The 20,191-nt window shown below is 37.4% G+C and carries 20 protein-coding genes and 1 tRNA gene; 15 read left to right on the forward strand and 6 right to left on the reverse strand.

Annotated features, from left to right (window positions below; genetic code table 11):
* Positions 1-79 precede the first annotated feature (79 nt).
* The 3 genes from P767_RS0101600 to P767_RS15275 are packed head-to-tail and all read right to left on the reverse strand — an operon-like array spanning position 80 to position 3,151.
* A complete protein-coding gene (locus tag P767_RS0101600; protein WP_026763144.1) occupies positions 80-1,885 on the reverse strand; it encodes an acyl-CoA dehydrogenase in 1,806 nt (601 codons plus the stop codon).
* A gap of 1 nt (position 1,886) precedes the next feature.
* Complete coding sequence (locus P767_RS0101605; RefSeq protein ID WP_026763145.1) at positions 1,887-2,351, reverse strand: MaoC family dehydratase; 465 nt, start codon at positions 2,349-2,351, stop codon at positions 1,887-1,889.
* Positions 2,345-3,151, reverse strand: a complete 807-nt coding sequence (locus tag P767_RS15275) for a glycosyltransferase family 2 protein (protein WP_051416974.1) — start codon at positions 3,149-3,151, stop codon at positions 2,345-2,347. The genes P767_RS0101605 and P767_RS15275 overlap by 7 nt, the downstream gene beginning before the upstream one ends.
* A 102-nt stretch (positions 3,152-3,253) precedes the next feature.
* On the opposite strand from P767_RS15275, the gene P767_RS0101615 reads away from it, so the two are divergent.
* The 11 genes from P767_RS0101615 (at position 3,254) to P767_RS0101665 (ending at position 14,944) form a co-directional block, all read left to right on the forward strand.
* A complete protein-coding gene (locus P767_RS0101615; RefSeq protein ID WP_026763146.1) occupies positions 3,254-3,649 on the forward strand; it encodes a response regulator in 396 nt (131 codons plus the stop codon).
* Positions 3,650-3,666: 17 nt separating this feature from the next.
* Positions 3,667-4,863, forward strand: coding sequence for a sugar transferase (locus P767_RS15280; protein ID WP_026763147.1), 1,197 nt, complete (start codon positions 3,667-3,669; stop codon positions 4,861-4,863).
* Between the two features lie 103 nt (positions 4,864-4,966).
* Entirely contained in the window at positions 4,967-5,716 is a 750-nt protein-coding gene (locus P767_RS0101625) for a TolC family protein (RefSeq protein ID WP_026763148.1), read from the forward strand.
* Entirely contained in the window at positions 5,717-7,879 is a 2,163-nt protein-coding gene (locus tag P767_RS0101630) for an exopolysaccharide transport family protein (protein ID WP_026763149.1), read from the forward strand.
* 15 nt (positions 7,880-7,894) lie between these two features.
* A complete protein-coding gene (locus tag P767_RS0101635) occupies positions 7,895-9,079 on the forward strand; it encodes a glycosyltransferase (protein WP_026763150.1) in 1,185 nt (394 codons plus the stop codon).
* A gap of 116 nt (positions 9,080-9,195) precedes the next feature.
* Complete coding sequence (locus P767_RS0101640; RefSeq protein ID WP_216593181.1) at positions 9,196-9,861, forward strand: FkbM family methyltransferase; 666 nt, start codon at positions 9,196-9,198, stop codon at positions 9,859-9,861.
* A gap of 14 nt (positions 9,862-9,875) precedes the next feature.
* Positions 9,876-10,025 (forward strand): hypothetical protein, encoded by a 150-nt coding sequence (locus tag P767_RS18565; RefSeq protein WP_157611313.1) that lies wholly within the window; start codon positions 9,876-9,878, stop codon positions 10,023-10,025.
* Positions 10,025-11,539 (forward strand): O-antigen ligase family protein, encoded by a 1,515-nt coding sequence (locus tag P767_RS0101650; protein ID WP_026763152.1) that lies wholly within the window; start codon positions 10,025-10,027, stop codon positions 11,537-11,539. Before P767_RS18565 ends, P767_RS0101650 begins: the two co-directional genes overlap by 1 nt.
* Positions 11,536-12,729 (forward strand): glycosyltransferase, encoded by a 1,194-nt coding sequence (locus P767_RS0101655; RefSeq protein WP_026763153.1) that lies wholly within the window; start codon positions 11,536-11,538, stop codon positions 12,727-12,729. The genes P767_RS0101650 and P767_RS0101655 overlap by 4 nt, the downstream gene beginning before the upstream one ends.
* A 38-nt stretch (positions 12,730-12,767) precedes the next feature.
* Complete coding sequence (locus P767_RS0101660) at positions 12,768-14,099, forward strand: lipopolysaccharide biosynthesis protein (protein WP_026763154.1); 1,332 nt, start codon at positions 12,768-12,770, stop codon at positions 14,097-14,099.
* 5 nt (positions 14,100-14,104) lie between these two features.
* Positions 14,105-14,944: a beta-1,6-N-acetylglucosaminyltransferase gene (locus tag P767_RS0101665; protein WP_026763155.1), complete on the forward strand. Its 840-nt coding sequence runs from the start codon at positions 14,105-14,107 to the stop codon at positions 14,942-14,944.
* Between the two features lies 1 nt (position 14,945).
* Here the strand turns inward: P767_RS0101665 and P767_RS0101670 are convergent, their stop codons facing one another.
* On the reverse strand, positions 14,946-15,434 hold the full coding sequence (locus tag P767_RS0101670) for a hypothetical protein (protein WP_026763156.1): 489 nt from the start codon (positions 15,432-15,434) through the stop codon (positions 14,946-14,948).
* A gap of 68 nt (positions 15,435-15,502) precedes the next feature.
* On the opposite strand from P767_RS0101670, the gene P767_RS0101675 reads away from it, so the two are divergent.
* The 3 genes from P767_RS0101675 to P767_RS0101685 all read left to right on the forward strand — a co-directional run bounded on the left by P767_RS0101675 (position 15,503) and on the right by P767_RS0101685 (position 18,080).
* Positions 15,503-16,414 (forward strand): glycosyltransferase family 2 protein, encoded by a 912-nt coding sequence (locus tag P767_RS0101675; RefSeq protein WP_026763157.1) that lies wholly within the window; start codon positions 15,503-15,505, stop codon positions 16,412-16,414.
* 8 nt (positions 16,415-16,422) lie between these two features.
* Entirely contained in the window at positions 16,423-17,589 is a 1,167-nt protein-coding gene (locus tag P767_RS0101680; protein ID WP_026763158.1) for a glycosyltransferase family 2 protein, read from the forward strand.
* A 68-nt stretch (positions 17,590-17,657) separates the two neighbouring features.
* Entirely contained in the window at positions 17,658-18,080 is a 423-nt protein-coding gene (locus tag P767_RS0101685) for a response regulator (RefSeq protein WP_026763159.1), read from the forward strand.
* A gap of 23 nt (positions 18,081-18,103) precedes the next feature.
* Here the strand turns inward: P767_RS0101685 and dapA are convergent, their stop codons facing one another.
* Both dapA and P767_RS0101695 read right to left on the reverse strand, forming a co-directional pair.
* Complete coding sequence (dapA, locus tag P767_RS0101690) at positions 18,104-18,991, reverse strand: 4-hydroxy-tetrahydrodipicolinate synthase (protein ID WP_026763160.1); 888 nt, start codon at positions 18,989-18,991, stop codon at positions 18,104-18,106.
* Positions 18,992-18,996: 5 nt separating this feature from the next.
* Positions 18,997-20,007, reverse strand: a complete 1,011-nt coding sequence (locus tag P767_RS0101695; protein WP_245586811.1) for an acetyl-CoA carboxylase carboxyltransferase subunit alpha — start codon at positions 20,005-20,007, stop codon at positions 18,997-18,999.
* Between the two features lie 88 nt (positions 20,008-20,095).
* On the opposite strand from P767_RS0101695, the gene P767_RS0101700 reads away from it, so the two are divergent.
* Positions 20,096-20,169: transfer RNA gene (locus tag P767_RS0101700), tRNA-Asp, on the forward strand.
* Positions 20,170-20,191 lie beyond the last annotated feature (22 nt).

Here is a 20,191-nt window from a genome sequence, read left to right on the forward strand (position 1 = left end):
TGAAATTTACCAAGATGCCCAACACCAAATACGCCTACTTTCAACATAATTTAATAATATAATGCGTAAATATAGCCAATCAATTGAACAGGTTGAAATTTTGAATGGATGTCAATGCTGATTCATTGGTTAATATTGCAGCACAGGCAGCAGAATGAGGCATTTCGTATTTAAAGTAAAACCGGCAAACGTGAATTTTGCCCTCATAAAAGGCTTTTTGCTCCGCAGACAGGTTTTCGGATGACAGCATTTCCAATGATTTGCTGGCCATTTTAAGCCACTGCCATCCAATTACTGCATAACCCATCATTTCAAGAAAAACCGATGCATCAGAAAGATACCTGGCTGTATCTCCATCAGTTGCAAAACGTTTCAGTTTATTTAGTACCCATCTGATTCTGGCTACTTCCTGGTCGAGTAGTTCAGCTTCTGCTGACAATTCTTCGGATATTTGTGCTATTGCAATTTCCTTTCTGAATTCTGCAATTAACAATTCTAGGGCCTGACCATTTTCCAAATTAACTTTTCTGCCTAAAAGATCAATAGACTGAATTCCGGTTGTGCCTTCGTATAAAGACATGATTTTTAAATCGCGATAGTGCTGTTGAACAGGAAAGTCTGTTGTGAATCCATATCCTCCCAAAGTTTGAATGGCCAGGGCAGCTGATCTGCTACCTTGTTCTGAAGGGTAAGTTTTGGCTATAGGGGTAAGAATTTCAAGTAACAATTGATAGGACTTCTTTTCTTCTCCTTTACTGGCATGCCATAAGTCGTATAATAAATTGCATTCAAGTCCAAGAGAAAGGGAACCTTCTGCTATGGCTTTTTGCGTTAGCAACATTCTTTGAATGTCTGCATGGTGAATGATCTTTACCGGAGCGGCTTCCGGGTTTTTTTCTCCTGCCTTTCTTCCCTGTGAACGTTCATTTGCGTATTGCAGTGCATACTGATAGGCCGCCATTGCAACAGATGCAGCTGAAAGGCCAACACTGATCCTGGCTCCATTCATCATTTGAAACATATAATGTAAACCCTTATTGGGTTCGCCAACCAGATATCCGATACAATTATCGTTATCTCCGAATGATAATTGGGTTGTGGCGTATCCACGTTGTCCCATTTTTTGAAAATCCCCTGCACAATAGACATCATTATAAGTCAAGTTTCCTTCCGGGTCAGGTCTGAACTTTGGAATAATAAACAGCGAAATCCCTTTGATTCCTGCAGGTGCCCCTTCTATTCTTGCCAGTGTTAGATGCACAAAATTTTCACAAGCTTCGTGCTGTCCTGCTGAGATGAATACTTTTTGTCCTTTAATTAAGTATTCTGATTCAGATTTTTTTTGTGCGCTCGTTGTAATATCTGAGAGTGAACTACCGGCCTGTGGTTCTGTTAATGCCATAGTGCCCTGCCATTCACCGGAATAAATTTTGGGAACATACTGTGTTAGTTGTTCAATTGTACCAAAGCTGGTAATTAATGCAGCAGCTCCTACCGATAGGCCCAGATAGCCCTGCACACCATTATTTGCTGCCTGAAAAATATGATGAGCAGTTCCAAAAATCAACTCAGGTAACTGCATGCCTCCGTGTTCAAAAATGGCACTTCCTGCAATCCAACCTTGCTCTGCTGCTGCTGTTATTATTTTTTTTAAGGCAGGATGGGTAATTACTTTTCCATTACCATCATAATAGGCAGGCTTTTCGTCCATTGCCTTGAAATAAGGAGCCATTTCCTGGTCTGCCAGTAATTTAGCAGACTCAATCATCATCCAGGCCTGTTCTTTATTCAGGTGGGCAAATCTTTCGTAACTGAAAAGTTTTTCCAATGGATGAACATGGAATAACAGGAATTTCAACAATTCCATACTGGTATAAGGCAACATATTATTGTATTAATGCAATCAGTTCTGCAACATAGGCTGGTTTATCCTTTCCCTCAATTTCCAGGGTGCAGTCAAGTAAGATTTGTATCGTATTGTTTTCCATCAGCGTAACTTCTTCTAATTTGGCTTTTAGCCTGACCCTGCTGTCAACAGTTACGGGATGGACAAATCTTAGTTTATTCATCCCATAATTCACAAAGGATTGTATGCCTTTTATTTCAACTAGTTTGTAGAGCAGATTAGATAAAAGCGAAAGCGTTAAATAACCGTGAGCAATGATTTTTCCGTCGGGAAGCCACTTTTTTGCTCTTTCTGTGTCGGTATGTACCCACTGATTGTCACCGGTTAGTGCGGCAAAATCAAAAATCATCTTTTCGTTAATGGTAATCCATTCGCCGGGTCCAATCAGGGCCCCTTTATAATTGATTAAATCGTTTTTATGCTCTATTGCCAGTTTATTTACCATCCAATCATTCTTTTTAGTCGTTTCCAGGTTCCTTTCCAAAGCCCTCCATCTAACTGAATTCTCCTGTCCGTGGTCCACACAAGAGCTTTGATATTAGTAACATAGTGCAATTTCCCAAATCCCTTCTCTCTCAGTTTGAGTGCCAGCCATCCGTCTTCATTGGTTCCTGGAGGATGGTTAAATCCATCCACTTCCAGTCCCTGCTCCCTTCTGAAGCCGGAATTGAAACCATAGGCATTCATGGCTTCATCCCTGAACATTTTATTCAGCCATCTCATAAAATCTGCAAAATACTCATAGAAAAAATAGGTAAACCTGCCGGTACTTCCTATAGGAATAAAGGAAAATCTCCCGTAAACAGAGCATAGCTTTTTATTGGTAGCCAAGGGATTAATCATTTCCTGTATCCAATCTTTGGGGTAGATGGTGTCTGCGTCTGCGTTTAATATATACTTGCCCTTGGCAATGGCCAGTCCTGCATTTCTGGCATTGGTAATACCTTGTTTGGGCTCATTCACACAAGGTATGCCTGTGGCAATAACCATTTCGGCAGTTCTGTCTTTTGAATTGTTGTTTACAACAATTATTTCAACAGGCCATTGGGTTTCATTATTGCTTAAGGACAGCAGGGTTTGAAGAATATTTTCTTCTTCATTGTAAGCCGGAATTACAATGGATACTACAGGTGGTTGATTGGCAATTTTGCCGTATCTTTCTCTTATCAGTGCGGTTGTAGCAATCTCTTTGGGATTGGTCCTGAATAATTGTTCTATATAAGTGGGGATTGAAATGGGTCTCATGAGGGGGTATAATTGTACTTAGATTGATTTAAATTCTATTAACTTCATTACTTATATATTTAAATATATTTAGATTTCTTACATTAGCAAAATTTTAAAAATATGGCATTCTCAAATTCTGATACTTTAAAAATCGTAGTGGTTGAAGACGAGATGACCATGCAGCTGATTTTAAAAAAGTACTTAAGTACGCTATATCAGGTAGAAATTTTTAAAGACGGGGTTGATGCAATGGCTTTTTTACAGCAAGGAAATGTTCCGGATCTTATTATATCTGACCTGAATACACCTGTGATGGGAGGCCTTGAGTTAACCAGGCAATTAAGAGCAAGTGATTTCTTCAATGCTATTCCTATTATCATTTTATCCGGGGAAGAGAGTTCAGAAATGATTATTCAATGTCTTGAGGCAGGAGCAGATGATTATCTGGTAAAACCATTTAATCCCAAAGAGCTGGAAGCTAGGCTTAGAGTGGTTTTACGCAGAATCAGAAAATAATTTCATTAAAAGGGCCAATGAATACAATACTACCCCCCCAGGAGCAGATCATCGTTTTTCTTAATTGTGATGACAATATTTTTGAAACTTTTTCGTCGGCCAATTTAGGAGGACGAAGTCTGAAACGTTTTGCCAATCCGCTGCTTTTTTTTGCCGAATGGGAAAAAAGCAAGTTTAATCTGGTCGCTATCGTTTCACAAAGTGAAGTGTTAGGTATTGGAGGTATTTCGCTGCTTGAAACACTGGTAAATAAGAAAAATATCAATGTGCCTTTTTTTCTGGTAAGTCAGCAGTTGAGTGAAAGTACCGTTAGGATGACACTTAAATCAGGGGTTGCTGATGTTTTTAAGCTTCCAATACAAAAAGAGAATCTGGAAATCAGGATTCCATTTTTAATAGAAAAGTGGAATGACTTAAAGCACGCTAACACCGTATTGGATTTTCATAAATATAAAACCCCCTTTATTAAGCGGGTATTTGATATATTCTTTGCCAGTTTGGCTTTGTTACTATTATCGCCACTTTTAATTACAGTTTGTATATTGCTGAAACTGGAATCCCGGGGCCCCATATTTTATTACGCACTCAGAGTTGGGTCGGGGTATAGAACGTTTAAGTTTTATAAATTCAGGTCTATGTATGTGAATGCAGATAAGCGCCTGAAAGATTTAAAACACCTGAACCAATATGCACCTGCAGCGGATGAAGCCACTACCAATAAAGCAGAGGAAGAGTACTTATGTGATGAATGTAAAGCAGCGGGAACGGGTTGTAAATTCCCTATTTATTCAGATACCATTCAATGGTGCGAAAAGCAATACAGTGAAAGTAAAAAAGCCAAAGCAGGATCTGCTTTCTTTAAACTAAAAGATGATCCCAGAATCACCAAAGTGGGTAAATTCATCCGAAACAGCAGTATTGATGAACTTCCGCAACTTTGGAATGTGATTATTGGTGATATGAGTATTGTGGGAAACCGCCCTTTGCCGTTGTATGAGGCTGAGAAATTAACAACCGATAAATATGCCATGCGTTTTATGGCACCAGCAGGTATAACAGGCCTTTGGCAGGTAGAGAAAAGAGGGAAGGGCGAAATGTCCGAAGAGGAAAGGCTTATGCTCGACAATAAATACGCCGAAAACCATAGTTTCTGGTACGATATCAAGTTGATTCTCAGAACCATACCTGCACTTTTACAAAAAGAATCTGTATAATCCTGCTGATTTTTCTTTAATTAATTGCTTCATTCCTGACATTTGAATAAAGTGGGGATATCTAAACCATTGGTTTTAACTATATTATTTATCTTTAATCTTTATGAGAATCATTGGTTTAGATATAAATTACCCTAAATCCTGCCTTCTGTCAAAAGTGAGTATTTCCTTTGTCAGGAAAAAGCTGTTTTTTTTGCTTTTTTCCTGTGCTTTTTTGTTGGGATCATCCAGGGAAATCCAGGCCCAGGAATCTATGATTCCTGAATTGTCTTATCCTTTTCTGGAGAAATTGATTTTTTCTGCCAAGCAAAATTATCCCCTCATGAAAGCCAATTTAAGAAGGGTAAATGTGGCCAATTATAATCTTCAAAAAGCAAGGCTTTCCTGGTTCGATTTTTTTACTTTATCTGCATTTTATAGCCCCAGTACATCCGTAACATTAACCAATGCTACATTAACGGGTGTGCAGATTGGGTTATTTATCAATTTTAGCAATATCATTCAAAAACCAACCGTAATTCGACAAACCCGGGAAGAGCTGGCTATAGCACAATTAACAGCAGATCAGTATGCAATAACGCTTGAGACAGATGTTAAGAACCGTTATTTCAGGTATATGCAAACACTTTCTGTGTTAAAAGTTCAGAATCAGAATGCAATAGACATTGAAGCATTATATAAGCAATTGAAGTTTCGGTACGAAAGAGGAGAAGAAACTTTAGAAAACTTTACTAAAGTAATGATACAGAATGCCGATCAAAGACAAAAAATTATTGATGCTGAAAGTGCTGCCTTGATTGCTAAAAACGCATTGGAAGAATTAGTAGGAAAAAAACTGGAAGAGATAAAGTAAATGGAATTACAGAAGTTTTTTTTACTGTTATACAAGAGGAAATATATACTGCTCATTGTTCCAATGATTGCCGTATTTATAACCTATTTTCTTGTACGAAAGCTTCCGGATACATTTAAGTCAAGGTCCAGAATTTCAACCGGACTGGTAGATCAATCCCAGCAATTTCTTGAAACCAACAAAACGCAGGACGAAAATAAAATCTCCCAGCAATTCAGCAACCTGATTGAGATGAACAGGCTGAAGCGAATTTTTGATCAGGTTTCCTTTCAGTTAATGGTTCATGATTTAACCAGTGACAAGCCATTCAGACCTCCAAGTAAACTACTTAACGAAATTGGTCCTGAAGCAAGAGCACATGCACTAGAAGTTTTTAAAAAACATATTGTTTCAAAAGAGCCCCTTTCTCTTTTTGATAAAGATCAGTTTGGAATTAATCAACTACTCATTTCAATGGGTTATGATGAACCTACACTTCAGAAAAAAATTATCATCTATCGGGTTAATAACAGTGACTTTATAGATTTTGAATACGAGTCGGAAAATCCTTTTTTATCGGCATTTGTAATTAATACTTTAATCTCAGAATTTGTAGACTTCTACAGTAATTACATTAAAGGGAATCAGCAGAAAGCGGTGAATTTTTTGGATATGCTGATGAAGAAAAAGTACGACTCAATGACCGCTAAAATGCGATTACTGAGAGATTATAAAATTCGTAACAGGGTTTTGAATCTGAATGAACAGGCAAAAAGTTTATACAATCAAATTGCTGATTATGAGTCAAGGTTGCAAGTTGCCTTGAAAGACGTGGAAGCCTATCAGGGGGCTATCAGGGGAATAGAGAAAAAGTTTAGTCCACAAGACAGGCGATACCTGGAAAGTGTTGTAGTTGACGTGAATCAGTCGGTTATCGCAACAAGAGACAGATTGAGGCAGGTGACCAATGATTTGGTTAAGAGTAATTTTGATCCCAGAATAAAAGAGAAACAAGATTCATTGAGAAATGAATTGGAAAGCAAAGTTTTAGAATCTACTGACCGGCTTTTGGTTAGTCCATTGGCAAATAAACAATTGTTGGTTCAGCAAAAACTAAATCTGGAAATTGCGCTGGATCAGGCCAGAAGCAGTATTGATCCGCTTACCTCTGAACTTAGAAGACTGAATGAAAAGTTTGATATGCTGGTTCCGCACGAGGCATTGATTCAAAGCTATGAAGGTTCGGTTGATGTTGCAGGAAAGGAATACCTGGATATACAGAATCGGTTTAACCAGACTTCTCTGGAATCGAGTATGACCGTTCAGCTTCGGCAAATTGAAATGGCCATGCCCGGTCCGGCTCAGCCTTCAAAAAAATTATTGCTAGTAGCACTGGCAGGTATAATTAGTTTTGTTTTCTGTTTGGCAGCATTATTTGTAATATTCTATCTGGATGACAGCATTCAGAATGCTACCGAATTGGCTAATAAAACCAATCTTCCTGTTCTGGCTTATCTGCCTTATATCAATACATCCATGCTCGATTTAACCAACTTGTGGAAGAATGGGGAAGGAAACAGAATAACAATTGCTTTTAAGAATCTGCTTCGTTCTCTTCGATTTGAAGTTGAGAGAGAAATGGGGAATAAAAAGTTGCTGGTTGTTACCAGCTTAACTGACGGCGAAGGAAAGACCTTAATATCATTAGGACTTGCCTATGCTTATTCAATGGTAAACAAGCGGGTTCTTGTAATAGATGGAAATTTTGATCAACCTACTATAAGCGAAACAACAGGCGCCAATACTTATTTAGAAGACTATCTTAAAAACAGAATAACGCTGGGCGAAATTGTTAAAGAAGGAAAAATAAGTGTTCTTGGTAACCGTGGCGGTGATACTTCAATTTTTGAATTTTGTGATGAATCTATTGTAAAGCCAAAGCTTACTTATCTGCGAGATGTATTTGATATTATAATTATTGAAGCACCATCCATGGATAAACTCAATAAGTCAAGAGAGTGGGTGGTACTGGCAGAAAAAGTAGTTGCTATTTATGCAGCTGGTACAACAATAAAGAATGGTAAAAAGCAAAGTGTTCAATATCTCTACGATTTGGGCGATCAGTTTGCAGGCTGGGCATTGAACAAAGTAATTATCAATCGCCTTAACAAGATTCCTAAATAAATTAATTGCTACAAAATGACTTTCCAATTCATTCTCGAATTTGCCTGGGTTTTTATTCAGATTGCTATTGGTTATAATTTAGTTCTACCTTTCTTTTTACTTTTATTATATGCAATAATTGGTAATAGAAAAAGAGTAATTCAATCTGAAAAAAAAGAAGCGGACTATGCTATTATTGTTACCGCATACGAACAAACTACATTAATACCTTCTGTTGTTGCTTCTCTTTTAAAGTTAAATTACAGTAACTACCTTATTTATATTGTAGCCGATAAATGTGATGTATCAGGGCTTCATTTTGAAGACGAAAGGGTGATTGTCCTTCGTCCTGAACATACGCTTTCGAGTAATACCCGTTCGCATTTTTATGCAATTGAGAGATTTAAGAGGCCACATGAAAGGTTAACTATTATTGATAGTGACAATTTAGTTGATCCCGATTATCTATTAGCATTGAATGAATATTTTGATTTAGGTTATAAAGCCGTTCAGGGAGTAAGAGATGCAAAGAACCTGGATACATTGTATGCTGCATTGGATGGGGCAAGAGATATCTATTATCATTTTTATGACGGTAAAGTCTTATTTAATGTAGGGTCTTCTGCTACGCTTTCAGGATCGGGAATGGCATTTACTACCTCCTTATATAAAGAATGTCTGGGACGTTTAGATATAACAGGTGCAGGTTTTGATAAAGTTTTACAGAAGGAAATTGTAGGCAGGGGAAACAGGATTGCATTTTCTGAACATGCTATTGTTTATGATGAGAAGACATCAAAAAGTGATCAATTGGTAAATCAGCGTGCCAGATGGATTAATACCTGGTTTAGGTATTTTAAGTTTGGATTCGGGATAACTGCCAGTGGAATACTCAGGCTAAACTGGAATCAGTTTTTATTTGGTTTGATTTTGCTTAGACCTCCTTTGTTTATTTTTCTATTACTTGGATTGTTTTGTTTGTTACTGAATTTGATTTTAAATCCTTTTGCTGCCTTGCTTTGGGTACTCGGTTATGTTATTTTTATCGGAGGCTTTATGATGTCTCTGATAATGAGTAATACGAATCCGAAAATTTATAAATCACTCTGGGGCATTCCTAAATTTATATTTTATCAGGTTATGTCTTTAATGAGTGTTCGTTCCGCTAATAAGAGGTCGGTGGCAACTAAACATTTTCATGCTGATAAAAAAACTGAGTAGTTGAATCAATGATGCAAAAAATAAAAAATTCAGTTCAGTTTCTGATTCAGAGAATCATTGGATATTCCAACTATCTATACTGGTTTAGTATTTATAGAGTGCTACGGTATCAATTCATGAAAGATGATATTGATATCACTTTTTTTATTGAGTTGGTTAAAAAGCAAAAGCAGGGAGTTGTGATTGATGCGGGAGCAAATGTGGGGTACACGAGTGTTATTTTTGCAAAAGCATTTCCTTCCAGTTCTATTATTTCTTACGAGCCTGTAAGGCTATTGTCTCAAATTATTTATAGAGTCGTTCGTTTTTTTAGAGTCAATAATATTGAAGTAAGACAAAAAGCTTTGGGTGACTCTTTAGAAACAGTGATGATTAAAACACCCGTTATACAAGGTGTTAAAAAGCAAGGCCTTAGTTATATTGATAAGGAAGTAGATCGGGAAGATATAGAGCTTATTAAGTCTAGTATTGCTGAAGAAGTAGATATGGTTACCCTGGATAGTGATTGGGGAAATCATATCAATCCTCCAATTTCAGGTATCAAGGTAGACGTAGAGAATTTTGAGTATTTTGTTTTGAAGGGTGCCAGAAATCTGGTTATGAAGTTTCGACCAATTGTAATGGCAGAATTATGGGACAATGCTCGCAGGAACTCCTGTATTCAATTGATGCAGGAACTGGGATATAAAACATTTGTAATAAAGAACAAGGAGTTGGTTAAATACCAGGGACAATCTTCTCTAAACTATTTTTTTATACCAGATTCCACTGAAGCGGAATAAAATAATGTTTGTAAATGAGAGTAAAACCTTCATCTAAGAGGCTAACTAAAGAAGAGCAGGCAATATTTGATCAGCAAAAGCTAGATCGCTTAACCAGGTTGGCAGCATTGGTATTTGCCGGAGCAAGTGTATATTACTTTTTTATCAAATTACTATTTCTTTAATGGAAGAACCATTCCAAATACCACTTGGTGAAAAAAATAATCGCAAAGGCTTTTTTACTCTTTTGCATGATTTTTTTATCGTAAGAAAGATGGGGGGTATTTGGGGACTGTTCTTTTTTGGTGCAGCAGCAATATTTTTTTCACTTGTGGTAAGTAAACTCGGATTGGTTCCGGGGATTCTTATTTTATTAATGCTAATTGGGTTGCCGGTTGTACTGGCCCTGATATTTTATCCAAAGTTCGGGGTTGTTACTTTTATAGTTGCTGCATATTTAATAATGTATGTGGGCAGGATGAATATAACTGATTTCCCTTTAGGTACATTAATGGATGGAATGGAGTTGCTCTTGTTTTTAGGAATTTTTGTTCAGCAAAAAACAGAATCAAACTGGGCGCTTTTTAAAAGTCCAATCAGTGTTATTATTCTTGTCTGGATCTGTTATAATTTAATTCAGGTTATTAACCCAACAGCAGAGTCAAGACTTGCATGGGTATATACGGTTAGATCTGTGGCTGTAATTATGATGATGTTCTTTGTTTTTTTATATAATATCAGAACACTTGATTTTATTAAGTTAATATTAAAAATCTGGATTGGACTTTCGGTATTTGCAGCATTGTATGGGTACAAACAGCAGTATATAGGCTTCACCGCATTTGAAGAAGCATATTTATACTCAGATCCTGAGATAGCCGGACTATTATTTATTGGAGGCCAATGGAGGAAGTTTTCCATATTTACTGACCCGGTAGCTTTTTCCTATAATATGGTGGTAAGTGCACTGCTTTGTATTGGTCTGTTAACAGGGCCTTTTTCCAGAAGAACTAAAATTCTTTTAATGATCAGTGCCTTTTTATGTTTGACTTCTATGTTATTTTCAGGAACCAGGGGAGCTTATGTTTTGCCCCCTGCAGCAATGGCTCTTTATGCCATTTTAAAGTTCAATAAAAAAGTAATGGTTGGAGCCATTATCGGCGCATTGGGATTTGCAGCCTTAATTTTTGTACCAACAACCAATCCAACCATCTATCGTTTTCAAACCGCATTTAAACCTTCGGATGATGCTTCTTTTAACGTTAGGAAGTTGAATCAGAAACGAATACAGCCATTTATTCAGAGTCACCCATTGGGTGGAGGCCTGGGTGCTACTGGTATGTGGGGTAAAAGATTTGCGCCCAATTCTTTTCTTGCCAATTTTCCGCCAGATAGTGGCTATGTAAGGGTAGCAGTTGAAACAGGCTGGGTTGGGCTTCTGATTTTTTGTACATTAATGTTTATCATTCTCAAGGTTGGGATTAATAATTATTATACCATAAAAGACCCTACTTTAAAATCTATTTGTTTGGCAATGATACTGGTCATTTTTGCCTATCATATTGGAAATTACCCCCAGGAAGCAATTGTTCAGTTCCCCTCCAATACATTGTTTTATTTGGTTGCGGCTCTCATTGTAATAACTAAACGTCTTGATTCACAAAACAACTCAATGCAAGCATTCAATAATAAAGTATGATAAAAGGCAAAGACATCATTATAGTTGGTCAGCAACCCTGGGATATTGAGATTGGCAGTAATTGCAAGAATATTGCCGTTGAATTTAGTAAATACAACAGAGTTCTCTATGTCAATTCTCCGCTGGATCGCATTACATTAATGAGAAATGGGAATGATGCAAAAATCAGGAAGCGGAAAGAGATTGTTGAAGGTAAAACATCTGGTTTACTACAAATAAGTGATAGTCTTTGGAATTTATATCCGGATGCCATGATTGAATCAATCAACTGGATTTCTATTCACCCTGTTTTTAAAGTATTGAATAAAATAAATAACAGACGTTTTGCCGGCAGTATACAAAAAGCAGTCAGTAAATTGGGATTTAAAGATTTTATTTTATTCAATGACAATGATATTTTCAGAAGTTTCCATTTGAAAGAATTGCTGAAGCCCGCTTTGTCAATTTATTATTCAAGGGACTATATGCTTGCTGTTGATTATTGGAAAAGACATGGTGAAAAACTTGAACCTCAGTTGATTGCATCTTCCGATATCTGTGTGGCTAATTCTACCTATCTGGCTGATTATTGCAGACAATACAATCCTAATTCTTACTATGTAGGGCAGGGGTGTGAATTGGATTTATTCATGGATTTCAAAGGGGATTCACCCGCTGAAATTAAAGCAATAGAAGGAATTAAAATAGGATATGTAGGAGCATTGCTGGGACTTCGTCTGGATATTGAGATTCTAACCGAGATTGCCAGAAGCAGACCTCAATGGCAACTGATATTGGTGGGTCCTGAGGATGAACTTTTTAAAGGAAGCGAGCTTCATCAATTCTCTAATGTACATTTTCTGGGATCCAGGTCACCCAATGATTTACCCTCATATATTCATTCCTTTGATATTTGTCTGAATCCGCAAGTAATTAGTCAGGTGACTATTGGTAATTATCCCAGAAAAATAGATGAGTACTTGGCTATGGGTAAACCAGTAGTTGCAACGAGTACTCCATTTATGGAAGCTGTTTTTTCTGGTTATACCTATCTGGCAAAAAATGCAGCTGATTATATTAGTTTAATTGAGCTTGCTTTACAGGAAGATAGTAAGCAAAAGCAATTGGAAAGAAAAGAATTTGCAGCTGAGCATACATGGGAAAACAGTGTGGCAGAAATTTATAAAGCCATTGAAAAGCATTCAAATTAATTATTATTGTAAATTCAAATAGATTATCTAAGACCTTTATGATTAAGAAGCTGGTACGGCAATTGAATAATAAGCACTTTTTGTCTTTAGCAGGTAATGGTGCTATGTCGGTATTAGCAATGATAACAGTTGCAGTTTTATACAGAGCACTAACTGTAGAAGAAATAGGATATTGGGTTTTTTTTCAAACTGTAGCTGTTTTACTGGATACATTCAGGACTGGATTCCTGCAGGTTGCATTGGTGAAATTTTATACAGGAACTCAGAATGAGCGGGCAAAGGAAGTACTGGGTTCAGTTTGGTTTTTGGCCATAGTTATTACTGCTGTACTGGGATTAATAAATCTTTTGTTTGTTCCTTTTAAGTCCTACTTTGATAATCCTGCCATATTAGTAATAATTCAGTGGTTTGGCTGGAGTTTTTTATCAACCCTTCCTTCAGGTATTGCTTCATGGATACTGCAGGCCGATCAGCGCTTTGACAGATTATTGATTTTAAGAATTGTTACACAGGGTAGCTTTATCCTTTCAGTTATTCTTTTAATTGTTTTTGATTTGATGCAATTACAGAATGTATTCATTGCAAATATTGCATCAGCATCACTTGCCAGTTTAATTGCAGTTCTTTCAGGATGGTCGGGCATTAAAACACTAGGGGCTAAAACCGCTTCCTGTGTAAAGGAAATTTATCACTTTGGGAAGTATAGTGTAGGAACTACCATTAGTGCCAATATGCTCAGAAGTGCAGATACATTCATAGTTGCTTATATGCTTGGGCCCGCTGCCGTTGCTATTTATAATTTGCCTGGCAGACTCATGGAGATTATTGAAATTCCTTTAAGAAGTACACTGGCAACAGCTATGTCATCACTGGCCAAAGCTTTTAATACAGGAAACAAACGTGAAGTGGCATATATTCTGCAAAAGTATGCTGGTACTTTAACTGTAGCTTTTGTTCCATTGGCAATAGGTGCTATTTTGTTTGCGGATATTGCAACAGGGTTGTTAGGGGGTGGGAAATATGTTGATTCCGAAGCAGCCAATCTGTTGAGAATTATGATGTTGCTGGCGATATTCTATCCAATTGATCGTTTCATAGCCGTTTCCCTGGATATCATTCATCAACCCAAAGCCAACTTTGTTAAAGTACTTTTAATGTTGCTGGTAAATGTAATTGGCGATTTTGTGGGTATATATTTAACGGGAAATTTATATGGAGCGGCATTAGCAACGTCTTTACCCTTAATAGTTGGAATTTTTTACGGTTATTATCGTTTTAATCAGCATATACCATTTAAATTGTCAAATATTTTTGTATCAGGATACATTAATATCAGAAAAATGCTTAGAAAATACCTGGTTAAAAACTAGAACAAATGGTTGTAGCTCACTTAATCCTGGTTCATTCCAAACCTGATCAGCTGAAGAGGCTGGTAAATAGGCTTGTGCACAACAAGGCTATTTTTTTCATACACGTAGATGCCAAAGCCAATATAGAGTTATTCAGGGCAGCATTAAAAGGAATAAACAATGTTTATTTCGTTGATAAAAGGGTGGATATTCAATGGGCAACCTATAGTATGGTAGAAGCAACTGTAAATGGGTTTGAGGCCATTGTTGCTTCTGGATTAGCTATTGATTATGTAAACCTGTTGAGTGGTCAGGATTATCCAATACAACCTGTTTCTAAATTTCATGATTTTCTAAGAATGAATCCCGGTAAAGCATTTATGCAGTGTCTGGATATTGAAACAGAATGGACAGAAGCTATTAGCAGAGTAAGATCTTATCACTTTACACATTGGACAGTACCTGGTAAATACAAGATTCAGAAAATCATAAATTTTCTTTTGCCAAAGCGAAATTTGCCTGAGAATCTTATTCCGGTAGGCAGGTCTCAATGGTTTACTATTTCATTAAAACATGTAGTCTTTATAATTAAAAGGCTGGAGGCTAACCCCGCTTTTTCTAAATTCTTTTCATACTCGTGGGCACCGGATGAAATTATTTTTCAGACCTTGTTGTATAATTCCACTTTCAAGTTTGATATAGTGAATAACAATCTCAGGTATATTGATTGGTCCGAAGGGTTAAAAAACCCCAAAATGCTCACCAAAGATGACTTTTCAGCTATGATGAAGTCCGGGCATTTCTTCGCCAGAAAGTTCGCAGAAAACGACGATGTACTTTCAATGATAGATGCAGAAATAGGCTAGCTTATTCCTTTTTATCCTGAGCAACAAAGGCTTTGATAAAGAAAAATATCCCAATAAAAATTACAACCAAAGCAAACGCATCCAGAACAGTGAAGCCATCGTGCTCATTAAAATAAAATAATGTGGCTATTTCAAATTCTGCCGTTGCTGGAGTAACAATGGTTAAAAAGCCAACTGTAATAAATAACAAGCCAACACCTGAATATGCCAATCCTGCTGCCCAGTTGATTGCTTTGTCAGGCAGATTTTTTACGCTAAATGAACGGTGTTGTCTTAATAGCTTATCCATGTCTAAAACAATTTCTTCGCTGCCTCTTGCATCATCAGCGTGAGAATGATCTCCAACCTTGTATGTTTTTTCCATGGTGTGTAAAAACAGGTGTTGCATTTCTATAGCTTTTTGCTTGCTTACAGGCTGTTTTTCGAGTTCTTCAATGAACTCTGCAAAAACCTTTTCTATTTTTAAAACCTGACTGTTGTCTGTGGCCATAAACACCTATTATTTCACTTTGTGCGCTAATTTAAATAAATTACGGAACTAATTGCCGGATAAGATTCATGAAAAAAGTATCCATTATTACAGTCAATTTTAATCATAGTCATGTAACGGATGAATTACTGGACTCTATCCGTGCCAGGAATACCTATGAAAACATAGAAATTATTGTAGTTGACAACGGAAGCAAGGAGAATCCTGTTCCCGTTTGGAAGACTAAATATCCGGAAGTTCATTTTATTCGCTCTGAAGTGAATCTGGGTTTTGCCGGGGGAAATAATCTTGGTCTGCATTCTGCTACTGGTGATTTTTTATTCTTCGTTAACAATGATACAGAATTTACCAAAGGTCTGATTGATACATTGGTTGAAACGCTTGACCATCATCCCGGTGTGGGTGTTGTTTCACCTAAACTGCTTTATTTTGACCAGCCAGGCATGCTTCAATATGCAGGATATACGCCTATGAATTATTTCACGGCCAGAAATGCCTGTATTGGACAGTTTGAAACCGATAACGGACAATACGATCAATTGGTTGGGCCCACCGGATTTGCACACGGGGCAGCAATGATGGTTACCAGAGAGGCAATACAAAAGTCAGGACCAATGGCAGAAAACTTCTTTCTCTATTATGAAGAGCTCGATTGGGCAGACCGGATCAGAAGGAATGGCTTTGACATCTGGGTAAATATGAAAGCGACCATCTACCATAAAGAATCTATTTCTGTCGGGAAAAAGAGTGCCTTGAAAGAGTATTATATGAATCGCAACCGCATCCTGTTTATCAGAAGAAATGCTCCTTTTTTAAAAGCAGTTTGTTTTTATTTTTATTTTCTGCTAATAGTTACCCCAAGAAACCTGCTTGCTTATATCAGGGAGAAAAATTATAACTTCATTAAACAGCTATTCAATGCTATATGGTGGAATTTAACCAATGGGGTAAATAGTAAACAATTAGGATTCAAGCCTTAATTTAAAATATGCATATAATTTTCTGGATATCTGTTTTCATTATCCTTTACACCTATATCGGATATGGATTGTTACTGTATTTAATTCTAAAATTAAAAGCAATCATTAAGGGGAAGAAGCAGAATCCTGAACCAGGATACACGCCTTCCTTAACCGTTATAGTTGCTGCTTATAATGAAGCTTACTGCATAGAAGATAAAATACTAAATACGCTGGCATTAAATTATCCGGCTGAAAAAGTCACTTTTATTTTTATAACAGATGGGTCTACGGATGAAACACCTTCAATTGTAGCGAAGTATTCTCAAATAAAAGGGATGCACCAGCCAGGAAGAAGCGGTAAAATTGCAGCAGTGCATCGTGCAATGGAGCAAGTGAGTTCAGAAGTAGTTGTATTTACAGATGCCAATACCATGTTAAACAAAGAGGCATTGATGCTAATGTGCAGGCATTATATTGATCCATCAGTAGGTGCAATTGCAGGGGAAAAAAGAGTTCAAATTGACGATACTGCAGATGCAACCGCAGGGGAGGGATTCTATTGGAAATATGAATCAAAATTGAAGAAATGGGATTCTGAGTTGTATTCGGTAGTGGGTGCAGCAGGCGAACTGTTCAGTATTCGTACCAGTCTTTATACTCCTGTAGAACCTGATACCATTCTGGACGATTTTATGATTTCAATGCATATTGCTTTAAAAGGATATAGAATTGTGTATGAGCCTGATGCTTATGCTTCTGAGTTGGCATCTGCAAATACCGGTGAAGAATTAAAGCGGAAAATAAGAATTGCAGCTGGTGGGGTACAATCTACCATCCGACTTAAATCTCTTTTATGGCCATTCAGACAACCTGTTTTAAGTTTTGAATATATCAGTCATCGGATATTACGTTGGATGGTTACCCCTTATATGATGATTCTGGCACTTATTCTGAATAGTATAATTGTTTATTCCAGCGGCTGGAGCAATATTTATGGTTTGATGCTGGCAGGACAATTGTTTTTTTATCTGGCGGCATTGCTTGGGTGGATACTGGAACAAAGGCAGTTAAAAGTGAAAGTGTTTTTTGTTCCCTATTATTTTTGTTTGATGAATTACGCTGTAGTAGCAGGATTGCTCAGATATTGTTTTACAGAACAGTCTGTTTTATGGGAAAAAGCGAAACGAAAATGATTTGTTTTTAAAGTTTTCGCCGTACCTTCCAATATAATAGGATAATCAGTAAAAGAATCTTCAGATAGATGATTAATAAAATTCTTTGTGTTGACGACGACAGTATCTCGCTTACTATTTCAAAATTACTTTTGAAAAGGACAGGTTTTACCAATGATGTGGTAACTGCAGTTGACGGTAGCGATGCATTGGATTATTTTAAAGATTTATTTGCTACCAGTTCAGATCCTGTGGCAGACGCGCCCTCTCTGATTTTACTGGACATTAATATGCCGGTAATGAATGGTTGGGAATTTCTGGAAGCTTATATTCCTCTGTTTGCAGAAAAATTGACCCAGACTAAAGTAATTATCCTATCCTCTACAATTGATCCGGAAGACTTCTCCAGGGCAAAAAAATTCCCTGTTGTTGCTCAGTTTGTGAGTAAGCCATTAAGTGTTGAAAATCTTGCTGAGTTAAAAGAAAACGAATTCGTTCAGCAATTCTTTTAATCTGTCTCTTTTCGCTCCGGCTGCTAGCGGTTATTGGCCATCCATGCTTCTATAGCGCTGAATACAGGATGACTTAATGGTACATTAGGCAATCGTAATTGGTTGTTTATTAATCCCATTTTATACATAAATGCTTTAACACCTGCAGGATTGTTCTCTGCAAACATTAAATCATAAGTTGGAATTAATTTATCATTGATTGCTTTGGCTTCTTTAAAGTTATTTGTTAAGCAAGCTCTGACCATATCCCCGAATTCAAGCGGAAATGCATTGGCGGCAACACTGATTACGCCTTCCATTCCACAAGCCATCTGAGGCAATGCCAGGGCGTCGTCTCCACTTAATACCAGAAATCCTTCAGGACGATCTCTCAGAATTTGCATGCACTGTGCCATGTCTCCGCTGGCTTCTTTAATTCCTATGATATTGGGAACTTCATTGGCCAATCGAAGGGTTGTTCCGGCAGACATATTTCTACCCGTTCTGCCTGGCACATTATACAGAATAGTGGGTTTGGGAGAAGATTCAGCAACCATTTTGTAATGCTGAAAAATCCCTTCCTGTGATGGTTTGTTGTAATATGGTGCTGCACTTAATACGGCTGCAGCTTTTTCAAGAGGTAGCAATTTAAAGTCTTCCAGTAAATGCATGGTGTCATTCCCGCCGATTCCTACAACTACAGGTACCCTTCCAGCTATTTTTTCATAGGAATACTGCAGAATCTCTGTTTTTTCTGAAGTACTTAGGACAGGTGTTTCTCCTGTTGTACCCAATAGAACCAGGTACTCCACACGATTGGAAATTAAAAATTCTATGACTTTACCCAATGCAGGGAAATCTATAGCATTCTCTTTAGTAAATGGGGTGATAACCGCAACACCTGTTCCTTTAAATTGATTTTGAACTTGCATAAATCTTAAATAGCAGATTCTTCCCAGAATCCCATTTTACAATACTTATTAATTCTATTATTGATTCTTTCAGCAGGATCAACGTTTTTAAATTCAGCTAATGCCTGTTTTATATTTTTCTTCAATATATCAGCTGCTTCCTGGTAGTCCCAGTGTGCACCACCCAATGGTTCCGGCACAATTTCATCTACCAGTCCAAATCCTTTCATATCTGATGCCGTTAGTTTTAATTGTTCAGCTGCTGTTTCTTTCTTATCCCAGCTTCTCCATAAAATAGAGCTGCAGCTTTCAGGAGAAATTACAGTATACCAGGTATTCTCCATCATCAGGGTTTTATCACCCACACCAATTCCCAAGGCGCCGCCGCTGGCCCCTTCGCCAATTATTACAATAACAATGGGCACTTTCAGTCTCATCATCTCGTAAATATTGCGGGCAATGGCTTCGCCCTGTCCTCTTTCTTCAGCTTCCAAACCAGGGAAAGCACCGGGAGTATCAATCAGGGCAATAACCGGCTTATTGAATTTTTCTGCAAGCTTCATTAACCGAAGTGCTTTTCTATATCCTTCCGGGTTGGCCATACCAAAGTTCCTCATCTGTCTCATTTTGGTATTCACACCTTTTTGCTGCCCCAGAATCATTACGGTTTCTCCGTCTAATTGTGCAAATCCGCCAACCATGGCTTTGTCGTCCTTTACATTCCTGTCTCCGTGCAATTCCACAAAATTAGTGCACATCTTATCAATATATTTCAGGGTATAAGGTCTGTCGGGATGACGGCTCAGTTGTACCCTTTGCCAGGGAGTTAAATGTGCAGTTATTTCTTTTCTTTTTTCAAGAATAGAAGCTTCCAGTTGTTGAAGGGTTAGGGTATAGTCTATTTTAGGATTCTTCTCTGCTAATTTTTTTGTAGCATCAATTTGTTCATACAACTCTTTGATGGGGGTTTCAAAATCAAGAAATTGTCTATTGGGGTATTGAGGCATATTATATGATTTGGCGGTAAAAATAGGCATTGCTTTTTTTTTGAAAAGATTTGTTTGAAAAACTCTTTTCCCCTTATCTTTGCAATCCCAAAAACGACATAACCTGTCGGAAAGGAATGGATCGGTAGTTCAGTTGGTTAGAATGCCGCCCTGTCACGGCGGAGGTCGCGGGTTCGAGTCCCGTCCGGTCCGCAAAAGCCACTCATTTGAGTGG

Source organism: Sediminibacterium salmoneum NBRC 103935, assembly GCF_000511175.1.
Classification (GTDB): domain Bacteria; phylum Bacteroidota; class Bacteroidia; order Chitinophagales; family Chitinophagaceae; genus Sediminibacterium; species Sediminibacterium salmoneum.